Origin of the sequence: Cryobacterium sp. LW097 (assembly GCF_002205495.2) — a bacterium.
Taxonomy (GTDB): Bacteria; Actinomycetota; Actinomycetes; order Actinomycetales; family Microbacteriaceae; genus Cryobacterium; species Cryobacterium zongtaii.
On the sequence record NZ_CP021992.1, the window covers coordinates 1884744 to 1898124 of the forward strand.

The following is a 13381-nucleotide window of genomic DNA, read 5'->3' on the forward strand; positions in this document are numbered from 1 at the left end:
ACGCCAGCTCCCCCGGGGCCCGGCCGGCGGCGACGGACGAGGATGGAGCATCATGACGGCCGAGACTGTCCTGACGACGTCGGCGGCGGCCGGAGAAGACCTCGACGCCGTGGCCGCAATCCTGCGCGGCCGGCGCACGGCGGTCCTCACCGGAGCCGGGGTGAGCACCGATTCCGGAATCCCCGACTACCGCGGGGCGGGCGCCCCGGTGCGAGTGCCGATGACGTTCCAGACCTTCCTCGCCGACGAACGGGCGCGCAAGCGGTACTGGGCCGGCAGCCACCTGGGCTGGCACCGGTTCCGGGCGGCCGAACCCAATCTGGGGCACCGGTCCCTCGTCGCCCTCGAAACGGCCGGCCTGGTCAGCGGCATCATCACCCAGAACGTCGACGGCCTGCACACCCGAGCCGGGTCCCGGCACGTCGTCGACCTGCACGGATCCATGGACCTGGTCGTCTGCCTCTCCTGCGGGCAGGCCTTCGGCCGGGACAGCATCGCCGCCCGCCTGGAGACCCACAACCCGGTGCTGGCGGACCCTGACCAGGTCGAGATCGCACCGGACGGCGACGCCATCGTGGTTGACATCGACAATTTCATCGTGCCGGACTGCTCGGTGTGCGGCGGACTGCTCAAACCCAATGTGGTGTTCTTCGGTGAGCTGGTCCCGACCGGGAAGTTCACCGCGGCGGCCGCGTTGGTGCGGGCGGCGGACGCCCTGATCGTGGCGGGCTCCTCACTCGCGGTGAATTCGGGGATCCGGCTGCTCGAGCAGGCCAGGCGCCGCAAGCTGCCCATCGTGGTGATCAACCGCGGGCCGACCAAGGGCGACGGGCGCGCCCTGGTTAAACTGGAGGCAGGCACGTCGGAGACGTTCGCCGGGTTGGTGAGCAGACTCACCGACCTCTAGCTGTACTGCCCAGGGACGTTGGTTGATGTGTGACGTCTTGAAATGACGAAGACCTCCGGTGGAGGGTGGAGCTGTCTAGTTCCCCAACCCGTCCGGAGGTCCTCGTGTCTCACGCTAATGCTGCTCTCACCCCGGTTCAACGTCTGCGGATCGGAAGGCTGGTCGTCGATGACGGCTGGCCTGTCGCCCATGCAGCGGTGTTCTTCCACGTGTCATGGCCGACCGCGAAGCGGTGGGCCGACCGGTACGCGGCGATGGGCCGCGACGGCATGCAGGATCGTTCATCGCGCCCGCACCGCAGCCCCACAAAGACTCGCCCGGAGCTGGTGCGGAAGGTCGTGCATCTGCGCTGGAAGAAGCGCCTCGGGCCCGTTGGGATCGGCGCCCGTCTCGAGATGCCGGCCTCGACCGTTCACGCGGTGTTGACCCGCTGCCGCCTCAACAGGCTGCGGCATGTCGACGTCCGTACCGGCGAGCCGGTCCGCCGCTACGAGCACGAGAGACCCGGCGCGATGATCCATGTTGACGTGAAGAAGATCGGCAACATCCCGGACGGCGGCGGCCACCGCTATGTCGGACGGCAACAAGGAGCCAAGAACCGGCAATCGACCCCAGGCACCACCCGGAACAGACATCACCACGAGCTTCTGGGAACAGCGTTCGTCCACACCGTGATCGACGACCACTCCCGGGTCGCTTATGCCGAGATCCACGGCGACGAGAAAGCCGAGACCGCCGTCGGCGTCTTGAAACGAGCCGTGTCCTGGTTCGAAGCGCGCGGTGTCACCGTCGAACGTGTCCTTTCCGACAACGGCTCCGCATACCGATCCCACGCCTGGCGCGACACCTGCGCCGAGCTTGGCATCAAGGTCAAGAAGACCCGCCCCTACCGGCCACAGACCAACGGGAAGATCGAACGCTTCCACCGCACCCTCGCCGACGGCTGGGCGTTCTCCCGCCACTACAACAGCGAATCAGCCCGCCGAGCAGCACTGCCAGCATGGCTCCACGAATACAATCACCACAGGCACCACACCGCCATCGGAGGCAAGCCACCGATCACGCGGTTAACTAACCTGCCTGGGCAGTACATCTAGCCGGCCAGCCGCCGAGCAGCACCCGTCCAGCAGAAGGCAGCGTTGTGATCACCAAGTTCGCGATTGTCAGGCACGGCCAGACCGACTGGAATCTCGAAAGACGGATTCAGGGCAGCACCGACATCCCGCTGAATTCCACGGGCCGGGCTCAGGCGGCGGAAACCGGTCTGCGACTGAGCCGTCGCCACTGGGACGCGGTCGTGACCAGTCCTCTGCTGCGTGCGCACGAAAGCGCCAGGATCATCGCCGGTGAGCTGGACCTCCCGGCGCCGCTCGTTGTTCCCGAGCTGACCGAGCGTCACCACGGCCAGATCGAGGGGCTGACCTTTGCCCAACGCCAGGCGCGGTTCCCGGACGGTTCCTCGGTGCCGGGACTCGAAACCCGCCAGGTCGTGCTCGACCGGGTGCTGCCGGCGTTGGAAGACATCGCCCTGACCTACGCTGGGCGGGAGATGGTCGTGGTCTGCCATGGCGGTGTGATCGGCACGCTTCTCCGCTACGCCACGGACGGCACCAGGCCGGCCGCGGGTGAGCTCATCCCGAACGGTTCGATTCACGAGTTCCGGTGGGAGAGCGGCCGGCTCCAGCTGGAGGACGTCGTTTCGGCGCGCTGAGAGACCGCGCTGGCAGACCGCGCTGGGAGACCGCGCTGTACCGCGCCGTAAACCGCGGTCAGCGTCGGCGGGAGGCCGCCTGGGTGCTCTGCAGCACCCGGAGCAGCCGTTCGGCGGACTCGGCCCAGGTGAAACGCCCGGCCTGAATCACGGAGAGCCGTGAACGGCTCAGCCACTCCCCCGGCGCCTCGAGTCCGCGCACCGCGGCCGCCAGCGCATCCGGGTCCAGCGGCGGGACATAGCCGGCCGCATCGCCGCCGATCTCCCGGAAGATGGGGATATCGCTCACCAGCACCGGAATGCCCAGGCTCATCGCCTCGACCAGGGGGATGCCGAAGCCCTCGTCGAGGGACGTCGTCACCAGGGCCGTGGCGCTGGACAGCAGGGAGACGTATTCCTCGTCACTGACTCCGTTGTGGAAGACCAACGTCGCCTGAGGGGCGAGGGCGGTCAGCCGGGCGCGTTCGGCGTCACCGACGCGGCTGAGCAGGTGCAGCTCATACCCGGGCAGGGCCGCGGCTGCTCGCACCAGGGTGTCCACGTTCTTGTAGGGCATGAACGAACCCATGTAGATCAGGCGTGTGGTCTCCGGTCCGGATCGCTCACTCGGCGCCGCCGCCGCGGCGACGGAATCGGCCGCGTTGGGCACCACGGAGACCGGCCGGCGGGTGAGCCGGTGGCGGTTGATCAGCGCGCCGGTGGTTTCCGACACCGTCACGACGCCGTCGGACCGGTTCAGCAGCATCCGTTGGGGCACCCAGGACAGGTGGTACAGCCGCCAGAGCAGGCGGATACCGATGGAGAAGTCTCGCGGCGGGGTGCGATTGCGGTAATAGATCAGGTCGTGCACGGTCAGCACCAGCTTGTAGCGCCTGCCCCACGAACCCATTGTCTGCATCGGGCTGAACACGATGTCGGGGGCCAGCCTGTTCACGGTCAGGGCCACCAGCGGTTCCAGCAGGCTGGTGGGCGAACGCACGAGTTGCCACGGCAGCGCCGGCAACATTGCCAGCTGCCGGTGGTCGCTGATCAGCATCGTCACCGGATGCAGTCGGCCCAGTTCGGTGACCAGACCGGCGGTGTACCGGCTGATGCCGTCGTGCCGGTCGATCCGGGTGTAGCGGCAGTCGAAGACTATCCGCAGGGGGCCAGAGGCCGAGGCCGTCACGACGCGGCTGCTTCGGGTGCGCCGGCCGGGCTGACCGGATCGAGGAAGGCACGCAGGGCTTGCGCCGCGTCCTCCGGAACCTCGTAGTGGATGAGGTGGCCTACCCCGGGCAGGACGTGCAGCCGGGCATCCGGGAACTGGGCGCGCAGCCGAACCTGGGCGGGCACCGGGGTGATGTCATCCTTCTCGGCGGCGATCAGCAGGGTGTGGGTATCGATGGCGGCGGCGTATTCGCTGACGTCGTGGCTGACGGATGCCGTGAACGCCTCCAGCACCACCGTCCGGTCCGCGAAAGCGGAGAAGTACCTGTCGTGCTGGTTGTGGATCCAGCGTCGCCGTTGCCGACTCCGGGTTTTGGCCATGGTGATGCTCATCACCCGCACGATCACCCGGTTGCGCAGGAGCGCGAACCCGAGCCGTTCGGGAAGCTTGGACGCCAGCCAGTAGTAGAAGACGGCAAGCCGGGTCAGGATGCCCCGGGGCCCGGACAGGGCGGGGGCGGCGATCGGGTTGACCAGTACCAGTTCCTGGGCGGGCAGGCCGCCTGGTGCCGCGGCGGCCGCGGCGACGACGATCGACCCGAACGAGTGGCCGAGGACCACGACCCGGCCGGGCAGCGCCAGGAGGCGCAGGAACTCGGCCAGCCAGGCGGCATAGGAGTCGATGGAGTGCGGTGCCGTGTCGAATGCCGCCGATTCGCCGAAACCGGGTAAGTCCGGCGAGATGATGCGCAGACCCTGGAGCTGGGCGACGACGGCTTCAAGGCCGTGGTGGTCGCCGCGGAACCCGTGCACCATCACGATTGTCGTCGGGCTTCTGGGGTCTCCGTACTCCCAGTAGCGGGTGTCGCTGCCCAGCACAGCGAGGGTGTGGGCGCGCGCGTCCATGAGGGTGAGCAGGTCGGCGTAGGGCGAAGGAACGATCATCGCTCCCAGTTTAGGCTGGCGGCGAGCGAGTGGCCCGACCGAAGTTGCACCGATCGACCTAGAATCGGTCGTATCTGCACCATCCACATCCGCGTCGGGTGGTGGCCGCCCCCGGCCACGGCCGCGTCAGGGACGGAAGGAACGCCGTGAGCTTCACCGCACCCATCCAGCTGCCCGGGTTGACCCTCGATCCAAGGTGGTACCGTCGCGCGGTGTTCTATGAGGTGATGGTCCGGTCATTCCTCGACAGCAACGCGGATGGCACCGGGGACCTGTCCGGGCTGATATCGAAGCTGGACTACCTGCAGTGGCTGGGTATCGACGCGCTGTGGATCCCACCGTTCTTCACGTCCCCGCTGCGTGACGGCGGCTACGACGTGGCCGACTACCGCACGATCCTGCCTGAGTTCGGCACCCTCGACGAGTTCAAGGAACTCGTCACGAAGGCGCACGAGCGCAACATGCGCATCGTCATCGACCTGCCGCTCAACCACACCTCCGACCAGCACCCGTGGTTCCAACAATCCAGGCAGCAGCCCGACGGAGAGTTCGGTGACTTCTATGTGTGGAGCGACGACGACGGCAAGTACCCGGACATCCGGATCATCTTCACGGACACCGAGGACTCGAACTGGGCTTTCGACTCCGTCCGGCGCCAGTTCTACTTCCACAGGTTCTTCTCCCACCAGCCCGACCTGAACTACGACAACCCGGCCGTGCACGACGCAATCCTCGGCGTGGTCCGGTACTGGCTGGACCTGGGCGTTGACGGGTTCAGGTTGGACGCGATCCCCTATCTGTACGAGTCGGACGAGGGTAACGGCGAGGGCGAGCCGCTGACGCACGAGTTCATCAGACGGCTGCGGGCCATTGTGGACCGGGACTATCCGGGGCGCATCATGATCGCCGAAGCCAACCAGTGGCCGCGGGAGGTGGCCGCCTTCTTCGGTACCGAGGATGAGCCGGAGTGCCACATGGCCTTCGACTTCCCGGTGATGCCCAGGATCTTCTATTCGCTGCGCTCCCAGCGCGCCGATGAGCTCGTGCGGGTGCTCTCCGAAACGACCGACATCCCCGAGGGCGCCGGCTGGGCGGTATTCCTGCGCAACCACGACGAACTCACCCTGGAGATGGTCAGCGAGCAGTACCGGCAGGCGATGTACGGCTGGTACGCCTACGACCCACGCATGCGCGCCAATATCGGTATCCGCCGTCGCCTGGCACCGCTGCTGGACAACAGCCGCTCGGAACTCGAACTGGCCCACGCCCTGCTGTTCTCCCTGCCGGGGAGCCCGTTTTTGTACTACGGCGATGAGATCGGGATGGGCGACAACATCTGGCTGCCCGACCGGGACAGCTCCCGCACGCCGATGCAGTGGACACCGGACCGCAACGGCGGGTTCTCGGCGGCGGACCCCGGCAAGTTGTACCTGCCGGTTGTGCAGTCACTGGTCTACAACTTCGGCCAGACCAACGTCGAATCCCACCTCGCGCAGTCCGGTTCGCTGCTGCACTGGATCCGCAACGTCATCCACGTACGCACCAACCATCCAGCGTTCGGGTTGGGGTCGCTCACCGTGCTGTCCACCGATCACGAGTCCATCCTGGCCTTCACCAGGGTGTACGCCGGTTCGGGGTCGAGCTTCGGCGACCAGCCGGAGACCCTGCTCTGCGTGTTCAGTTTCGCGCACAACCCCGTCGCGTTCCGGATCCAGGAACCCGACCTGGCGGGCACCCGGCTCTACGACATCTTCGGCGGGGCCGTGTTCCCCTCCTTCGACGAGGAGGGCGGGCTCACCCTCACCCTGGGTACGCAGAGCTTTTACTGGTTGCACTGCGGCTGACCGGAGGGCGCAAAAAAAGGGCGACCTGCCTCAGCAGGTCGCCCTTCAGGCGTAATGCGGCGTGGTTACTTGCCGAAGCCCTTGTAGCGCGAGTTGAACTTCTCCACGCGTCCGGCGGAGTCCATGATGCGCTGCTTGCCCGTGTAGAACGGGTGCGACTCGGAGGAGATTTCCACGTCGATGACCGGGTACGTGGTGCCGTCTTCCCACTCGATGGTCTTCGAGCTGGAGACCGTCGAACGGGTAAGGAACGTCGCACCCGACGCGAGGTCGCGGAAGACCACGGGAGCGTATGTGGGGTGAATGTCAGACTTCATGGAGACTTCCTTGTTGCGTTTCGATGGGTGGGATCTGGCTCGCCGGTTGCGGCAGAAAAGTGTATCGGTCACGAGGACCAGCTACCGAGTTTAGCAGAATCTTGAGGCCGGGAGTGGCCAGACGCTGGAAAGCTCAGATTGCGCGTGCCGAGTAGCGTCCGTCGGTCTCGGTGAGTTCGATCGGGAGACCGAACGCCTCGGTGAGAGTGTCGGAGGTCAGCGCCTCGGCCAGGGGGCCCGCGCTGACGACCTTGCCGCCGGCAAGCAGCAGCACGTGGGTGAATCCACGCGGGATTTCCTCCACGTGGTGGGTGACCATGATGATGGCCGGGGAGTTGGGCTCGCTCGCGTATCCGCTGAGCAGGCGCAGCAGTTCTTCCCTGGCACCGAGGTCGAGGCTGGCGGCCGGTTCGTCCAGAAGCAGGATCTCCGGGTCGGTCATGATGGACCTGGCGATCTGCACCCGCTTCTGCTCGCCGTCGCTGAGGGTGCCGAACTTACGGTCGGCGAGGTGATCCAGCTTCCATTCGCCGAGGACGCGCTGGGCGCGACGCTCGTCGATCTCCTCGTATTCCTCGTTCCAGCGGCCGGTGACCGAGTATGCGGCGGTCATCACCACGTTCAGAACGGTCTCACCGGCGGGCACCCGGCGGGCCATGGCGGTGGACGCGAAGCCGATCCGCGGACGCAGTTCGAACAGGTCGCTACCGCCGAGCGGCTCTTCGAGGACCTCGGCCGTTCCCTGGGAGGGATGGATGAGCGCGGCCGCGATCTGCAGCGTGGTGGTCTTACCGGCACCGTTGGGGCCCAGGATCACCCAGCGCTGATCGCCGTCGACGCTCCAATCCACTGAGTCCAGGATGGTTGTGCCACCCCGGACGACGGAAACTCCGGTGAAGTGAAGAACGTTGACCATACAGCCATGTTATCGGGCGCCGCCCGGGCCCCCGGTCACGCTAGAGCAGCGCGGCGTAAATCTCCCGAGTGCTCGCGGCGATCTGACCCCAACTGAACATTTCCTCAGCACGCACTCGGCCGGCGCGGCCCATCTGCGCCGCCAGGGCGGGGTCGGCCAACACCTCGGTGAGGGTCCGGGCCAGATCGGACACGAAGATGTCAGGGTCGGTCGGGGTGCCGGTGCCGTCGGTGAGCTGGTTGATCGGTACCAGACGTCCCGTCACGCCATCCGCCACGACCTCGGGGATGCCGCCGGTTGCGGTGCCGACGACGGGCAGACCGCAGGCCATGGCTTCAAGGTTGACGATGCCCAGCGGCTCGTACACCGACGGGCAGACGAAAACGGTTCCGGCGGTGAGCACGGCCGACAGTTCGTGCTGCGGAAGCAGCCTGTCGATCCACACCACACCGGAACGTTCGCGTTGCAGAGCCTCGACCAGCTCGGTCACCTCGGCGAGGATGCCGGGGGTGTCGGGGGCGCCGGCACACAGCACGAGCTGCACCTCCGGCGGCAGCAGGGCGGCCGCACGCAACAGGTACGGCAGACCCTTCTGGCGGGTGATCCGGCCGACGAACACGACGGAAGGCCGGTCGGGATCGATCCCCAGGGCGCGAACGACGTCATCGTCGGTGGTCGGCTTCCACCGGTCGAGGTCGATGCCGTTGTAGACAACGTGCACCCGCGACTCATCCAGCGCCGGGTAGCTGCGGAGGATGTCGGCGCGCATTCCGCCGCTGACAGCGATGACGGCATCCGCCGCCTCGAAGGCGGTCTTCTCGATCCAGCTCGACACGCGGTAGCCGCCGCCGAGCTGCTCGGCCTTCCACGGGCGCAGCGGTTCGAGGCTGTGCGCCGTGACGACGTGGGGCACGCCGTGCAGCAGTTTGGCGATGTGGCCGGCACCGTTGGCGTACCAGGTGTGCGAGTGCACCACATCGGCGCCCTGCACGTCCTGGGCCATCTGCAGGTCCACGCCGAGCGTGGTCAGCGTGGCATTGGCGTCGGCGAGTTCGGCCGGGACGCCGTAGGCGACGGTGTCGGCTTCGGCCCGCTGGGCACCGAAACACCGTACGGTGACATCGATGTCGGTACGGAGGGCCTTGACCAGCTCGGCGACGTGGACGCCGGCTCCTCCGTAGATCTCGGGCGGGTATTCCTTGGTAAGCAGATCGACGCGCATGCAGTAAAACTAGCGCAGGCTGAACGACGGACACACCCCCACACGCTGGTCGTTCCCCCCGTATGGCCCTACTGTGAAGGTATGAAGGCCAAGAAGATCTTTGGAATCGTTCTCGCAGGCGGCGAGGGGAAACGGCTGATGCCGTTGACCGAAGACCGCGCTAAGCCAGCTGTACCGTTTGGAGGGCATTACCGTCTGATCGACTTCGCGCTGTCGAACCTGATCAACTCCGGTGTCACCCAGATCGTCGTGCTCACCCAGTACAAGTCGCACAGCCTCGACCGCCACGTCTCGCAGACCTGGCACGTGTCCGGGGGCCTGTTCAACTCCTACATCGCCTCGGTCCCGGCCCAGCAGCGGCTCGGTAAGCGCTGGTTCAGCGGCTCGGCCGACGCCATCCTGCAGAGCCTGAACCTCATCCACGATGAGAAGCCCGACATCGTCGTCGTGGTCGGTGCCGACCACGTCTACCGGATGGACTTCTCACAGATGATCGAGGCGCACATCGCGTCCGGTGCGCAGGCGACCGTCGCCGCCATCCGCCAGCCGATCGGCCTGGCCGACCAGTTCGGCGTCATCGAAGTGGATGCCGCCACCCCGGACCGGATCAAGGACTTCCTGGAGAAGCCCAAGGACGCCGTCGGGCTCGCCGACGCGCCGCACGAGGTCTTCGCCTCGATGGGCAACTACGTCTTCAACGCCGATGCCCTGATCGAGGCCGTGCGCCGCGACGGCGAACGCACCGATTCCAGCCATGACATGGGTGGCGACATCGTTCCCGACTTCGTCTCACGTGGTGAGGCCGGTGTATACGACCTGCAGCGCAACGACGTGCCGGGGTCGACCGACCGCGACCGCTATTACTGGCGCGACGTGGGCACCATCGACTCGTTCTTCGAGGCCCACCAGGACCTGATCTCCGCCCTGCCGGTGTTCAACCTGTACAACCAGAGCTGGCCGATCTTCAGCCAGCAGCTGAACTCTCCGCCGGCCAAGTTCGTGCGCGACAGCAAGGGCTCCCTCGGTACCGCTATCGACTCCATAGTGTCGCTGGGCTGCGTCATCTCCGGCGCGCACCTGGAACGCAGCGTCGTCGGCCCGTGGGCCGTCATCGACTCCGGCGCCCACGTGGTGGACTCGATCGTGTTCGACAGGGTGCAGATTCGTCCGGGCGCCGTCGTGCACCGCGCCATCCTCGACAAGGACGTCATCGTTGCGGAGGGCGCCGCCATCGGCGTCGACCGGGACCGTGACCTCGCGCGGGGCTTCAGCGTCACCGAATCCGGGATCACCGTGGTCGGCAAGGGCGTGCACGTCCACCCGTGATCCCTGCAGCCCGATTCCTGGTCGTCCTTGATGCCGATTCGACCCTCATCGAGAACGAAGTCATCGAGCTTCTCGCCGACGCGGCCGGTTCCCTCGCCCTGGTGGCCGAGGTGACCGACCGCGCCATGCGCGGCGAGCTTGATTTCGCGGCGAGCCTGCGGCAGCGGGTGACCACCCTGGCCGGCCTGTCGACCGATGTCTTCGCCGAGGTGGGCGCACTCATCCGCCCCACCACCGGGGTGCACGCGCTCATCGACGGTATACACGCCGGCGGTAGCCGGGTCGGGGTCGTCTCGGGCGGCTTCCACGAACTGCTGGACCCGCTGGCCGAGACCCTGGGCCTCGACCACTGGCGGGCCAACCGTCTCGAGGTGCGGGACGGCCGGTTGACCGGCGGTCTGATCGGTCCGATCATCGATGCCACGGCCAAGGCGCACGCGCTCACCGAATGGGCGGCCCTGGACGGCATCGACCTGTGCGGGACCGTCGCCGTCGGGGACGGTGCCAACGATCTCACCATGATGCGGGTGGCCGGCCTGGGAGTCGCTTTCAACGCCAAACCCGTGGTCCGCCGCTCGGCTGACCTGGTCATCGACACCGCCGACCTCAGCCAGATACTGCCGCTGCTGGGTCTGCGCGGCTGACCCGACCCGGGTTGCCCGGGTCGGTCCAGTCGTCTGTGGTCCGCGGCTACGGCCTAGTGGCCCATGCCCAGTCCACCGTCGACGGGGATCACGGCGCCGGAGATGTACGCCGCGTCGTCGCCGGCGATCCAACTGACCACCCGGGCGACCTCGCTCGGGGACGCGAACCTGCCGGCCGGGATGTTGCGCTTGTACTCGGCCTGCTGTGCCTCGGGCAGTGCGGCCGTCATATCGGTCTCGATGAAACCGGGGGCGACGACGTTCGCGGTGATGCCGCGGGCACCGAGTTCGCGGGTGACGGACCGGGCCAGGCCGACCAGGCCGCTCTTGGACGACGAGTAGTTGACCTGTCCGGCGGAACCGTAGAGGCCCACGACGCTGGAAATCAGCACGATCCGGCCGAACCTCGCCTTGAGCATGCCCTTCGAGGCCCGCTTCACCACCCGGAACGCTCCGCTGAGGTTGGTGTCGATGACCGAGGTGAAGTCCTCCTCCGACATACGCATCAGCAGGGTGTCCTTGGTGATTCCGGCGTTGGCCACGACGACCTCCACGGGGCCGTAGGCGGCCTCGATTTCGGTGAAGGCGGCGTCGATGGAGGCGTAGTCGGTGACGTCTGCACGCACGGTGAGGCTTCCGGCCGGGCCTTCGCCCGAGCGGGCGGTGATGGCGACCCTGTGGCCCTTGGCGAGGAATTCCTCGGCGATGGCGTAGCCGATGCCGCGGTTGCCTCCCGTTACCAGAACTGTTCGTGCGGTCGCCATGGCGCGGTCCTTTCAGTGGGAACGCCCGCCGATCGGCGGGCACAGATTCATTTAGCTTAGAGCGTCCCGTGATCGGACCCGGGGAACGGACAGTGGACGTAGTCTTGAATCAGCGCGCAGACAGGCGTAATGGGACCCCGGACGGTTGAGATCGTCACCGTCAGTTGAGCGATGGGCATGATGAAGCAGCAGCAGCAGTCGATTACGACGCTCCCTCTGTCGCCGGAGGAGGAGCGGCGACGCCGCATGATCCGGTACACCGTGACCATGGGTATCCGCATGGTGTGTATCGTGATGATGCTCTTCGTGCAGGGCTGGTGGTTGGTGGTCTGCGCGCTCGGGGCCATCCTGCTGCCGTACTTCGCGGTCATCGCCGCGAACGTGCATGGCGACCAACGGTCCCAGACCGTGCTGCGTCCCGGCGCGGTGGCCGTGCTCCCCCGCCCCGGCGCGACTGGTCCGGATGACAGCAGCACAGACGACAGCAGCGCAGACGACAGCGCTCCACACGACAGCAAGGACCCCCGGTGATTGGATTCGGCGCAGCACCGGAAACGACCAGTTGTTCCCGCGCCGGCTGCCGGGACACCGCGCTCTGGCGCCTGGACTGGCGCAATCCCCGCATCCACGCGGAGGACCGGGTCAAGACCTGGCTGGCCTGCGACGAGCACCTCGAGTTCCTGCGCGACTTTCTCTTGACCCGCGATTTCCCGCTCCGGGTGAGTGCTCTCACTCTCGATGAAGCGGAACCGGCGTGAACGGCTGGCGATTCCTGCTCTCCAGGCAATGGGCCGGCTACCTCGCGCTCACGATCGTGTTCGCCGTCGTGTGTTCGGGGCTGGGCACCTGGCAGCTCGCCCGCCGTGCGGAGGCGCAGGCCGAGATCAGCCGGGTGGATGCGAACTTCGACGCCGAGGGGGTGCCCATCACCGAGGCCCTGCCCATGCTGGACTCCTTCGAGGAATCCCAGAAGTGGTTGCCCGTCACACTGACCGGAACCTATCTCACCGACGAGGAACTCCTCGTGCGCAACCGGCCGCTGAACATCAACCCGGGATTCGAGGTGCTCACTCCCCTGCTGCTGACCAACGGCGATGTCTTCATCGTCAACCGCGGCTGGATTCCCACCGGCGAAAACCAGAACGCACCGGACGCCGTGCCCCAGGCCCCCTCCGGTGAGGTCACCGTGATCGCCCGCCTCAAGCAGGGCGAGCCGTCATTGGCGGGGCGCAGCGCCAGCGGAAACCAGATCGCCACGATTAACCTGACCGAGATCGCCGACCGCCTCGGCACCGAGACCTACACCGGCGCGTACGGCCTGATGAAATCGGAGGACCCGGCTCCAGCCGACCGGCCGACGGCCGTCACTCGCCCGGTCCGCGATGAGGGCCCGCACCTCTCCTACGCCTTCCAGTGGTTCGTCTTCGCCCTGATGGCCTTCATCGGTCTCGGCTGGGCCGCCCGGCAGGAGTATCGCACCGTCAACGCCGACGTCCCGGAGGAGCAGGACCGGGCCGCTGAGCGTGCCCGTCGCCAGGCGGCCAGGCCGCGCAGCGATGCCGAGATCGAGGACGAGCTGATCGATCAGCGCCCTTAGCCTGGTCAGCTCGCCGGGAAACGAAAAAACCCGCCGCCC

The 13381-nt window shown here is 67.0% G+C and carries 15 protein-coding genes; 9 read left to right on the forward strand and 6 right to left on the reverse strand.

Annotation, left to right across the window (positions count from 1 at the left end; all coding sequences use genetic code 11):
- Window positions 1-52: 52 nt before the first annotated feature.
- From B7495_RS08675 to B7495_RS08685, 3 genes are all read left to right on the forward strand, one after another.
- Window positions 53-907, forward strand: a complete 855-nt coding sequence (locus B7495_RS08675) for a Sir2 family NAD-dependent protein deacetylase (RefSeq protein ID WP_088456220.1) — start codon at window positions 53-55, stop codon at window positions 905-907.
- Between the two features lie 104 nt (window positions 908-1011).
- The gene (locus tag B7495_RS08680) at window positions 1012-2004 is read left to right on the forward strand and encodes an IS481 family transposase (RefSeq protein WP_088456221.1); all 993 of its coding nucleotides are present in this window, start codon (window positions 1012-1014) and stop codon (window positions 2002-2004) included.
- A 44-nt stretch (window positions 2005-2048) separates the two neighbouring features.
- Complete coding sequence (locus B7495_RS08685; RefSeq protein ID WP_240632462.1) at window positions 2049-2618, forward strand: histidine phosphatase family protein; 570 nt, start codon at window positions 2049-2051, stop codon at window positions 2616-2618.
- A 58-nt stretch (window positions 2619-2676) separates the two neighbouring features.
- On the opposite strand, the gene B7495_RS08690 is transcribed toward B7495_RS08685, so the two are convergent.
- Window positions 2677-3762, reverse strand: coding sequence for a glycosyltransferase family 1 protein (locus B7495_RS08690; RefSeq protein ID WP_088457998.1), 1086 nt, complete (start codon window positions 3760-3762; stop codon window positions 2677-2679).
- A gap of 20 nt (window positions 3763-3782) precedes the next feature.
- The gene (locus B7495_RS08695) at window positions 3783-4712 is read right to left on the reverse strand and encodes an alpha/beta fold hydrolase (protein ID WP_088456222.1); all 930 of its coding nucleotides are present in this window, start codon (window positions 4710-4712) and stop codon (window positions 3783-3785) included.
- Between the two features lie 146 nt (window positions 4713-4858).
- Here B7495_RS08695 and treS point away from each other — a divergent pair, with 146 nt between their 5' ends.
- Window positions 4859-6556 carry a maltose alpha-D-glucosyltransferase gene (gene treS / locus B7495_RS08700; protein WP_088456223.1) on the forward strand — a complete coding sequence of 566 codons (1698 nt, stop codon included), beginning with the start codon at window positions 4859-4861 and terminating at the stop codon, window positions 6554-6556.
- Window positions 6557-6621: 65 nt separating this feature from the next.
- On the opposite strand, the gene B7495_RS08705 is transcribed toward treS, so the two are convergent.
- The 3 genes from B7495_RS08705 to glgA all read right to left on the reverse strand — a co-directional run bounded on the left by B7495_RS08705 (window position 6622) and on the right by glgA (window position 9011).
- A complete protein-coding gene (locus B7495_RS08705) occupies window positions 6622-6873 on the reverse strand; it encodes a type B 50S ribosomal protein L31 (RefSeq protein WP_066595443.1) in 252 nt (83 codons plus the stop codon).
- A 133-nt stretch (window positions 6874-7006) separates the two neighbouring features.
- Window positions 7007-7789 (reverse strand): ABC transporter ATP-binding protein, encoded by a 783-nt coding sequence (locus tag B7495_RS08710; RefSeq protein ID WP_088456224.1) that lies wholly within the window; start codon window positions 7787-7789, stop codon window positions 7007-7009.
- Between the two features lie 40 nt (window positions 7790-7829).
- Entirely contained in the window at window positions 7830-9011 is a 1182-nt protein-coding gene (gene glgA / locus B7495_RS08715; protein ID WP_088456225.1) for a glycogen synthase, read from the reverse strand.
- 81 nt (window positions 9012-9092) lie between these two features.
- Here glgA and B7495_RS08720 point away from each other — a divergent pair, with 81 nt between their 5' ends.
- Window positions 9093-10337 carry a glucose-1-phosphate adenylyltransferase gene (locus tag B7495_RS08720; RefSeq protein ID WP_088456226.1) on the forward strand — a complete coding sequence of 415 codons (1245 nt, stop codon included), beginning with the start codon at window positions 9093-9095 and terminating at the stop codon, window positions 10335-10337.
- Entirely contained in the window at window positions 10337-10981 is a 645-nt protein-coding gene (gene serB, locus B7495_RS08725; RefSeq protein WP_198418768.1) for a phosphoserine phosphatase SerB, read from the forward strand. The genes B7495_RS08720 and serB overlap by 1 nt, the downstream gene beginning before the upstream one ends.
- 53 nt (window positions 10982-11034) lie before the next feature.
- On the opposite strand, the gene fabG is transcribed toward serB, so the two are convergent.
- Complete coding sequence (gene fabG / locus B7495_RS08730; protein ID WP_088456228.1) at window positions 11035-11745, reverse strand: 3-oxoacyl-ACP reductase FabG; 711 nt, start codon at window positions 11743-11745, stop codon at window positions 11035-11037.
- Between the two features lie 177 nt (window positions 11746-11922).
- Here fabG and B7495_RS08735 point away from each other — a divergent pair, with 177 nt between their 5' ends.
- Genes B7495_RS08735 through B7495_RS08745 form a run of 3 tightly spaced genes read left to right on the forward strand, consistent with a single transcriptional unit; the run spans window position 11923 to window position 13342 of the window.
- The gene (locus B7495_RS08735; protein ID WP_240632174.1) at window positions 11923-12276 is read left to right on the forward strand and encodes a DUF3099 domain-containing protein; all 354 of its coding nucleotides are present in this window, start codon (window positions 11923-11925) and stop codon (window positions 12274-12276) included.
- A complete protein-coding gene (locus B7495_RS08740) occupies window positions 12273-12503 on the forward strand; it encodes a hypothetical protein (protein ID WP_088456229.1) in 231 nt (76 codons plus the stop codon). Before B7495_RS08735 ends, B7495_RS08740 begins: the two co-directional genes overlap by 4 nt.
- Entirely contained in the window at window positions 12500-13342 is an 843-nt protein-coding gene (locus B7495_RS08745; RefSeq protein WP_088456230.1) for an SURF1 family protein, read from the forward strand. Before B7495_RS08740 ends, B7495_RS08745 begins: the two co-directional genes overlap by 4 nt.
- The last annotated feature ends 39 nt before the right edge of the window (window positions 13343-13381 follow it).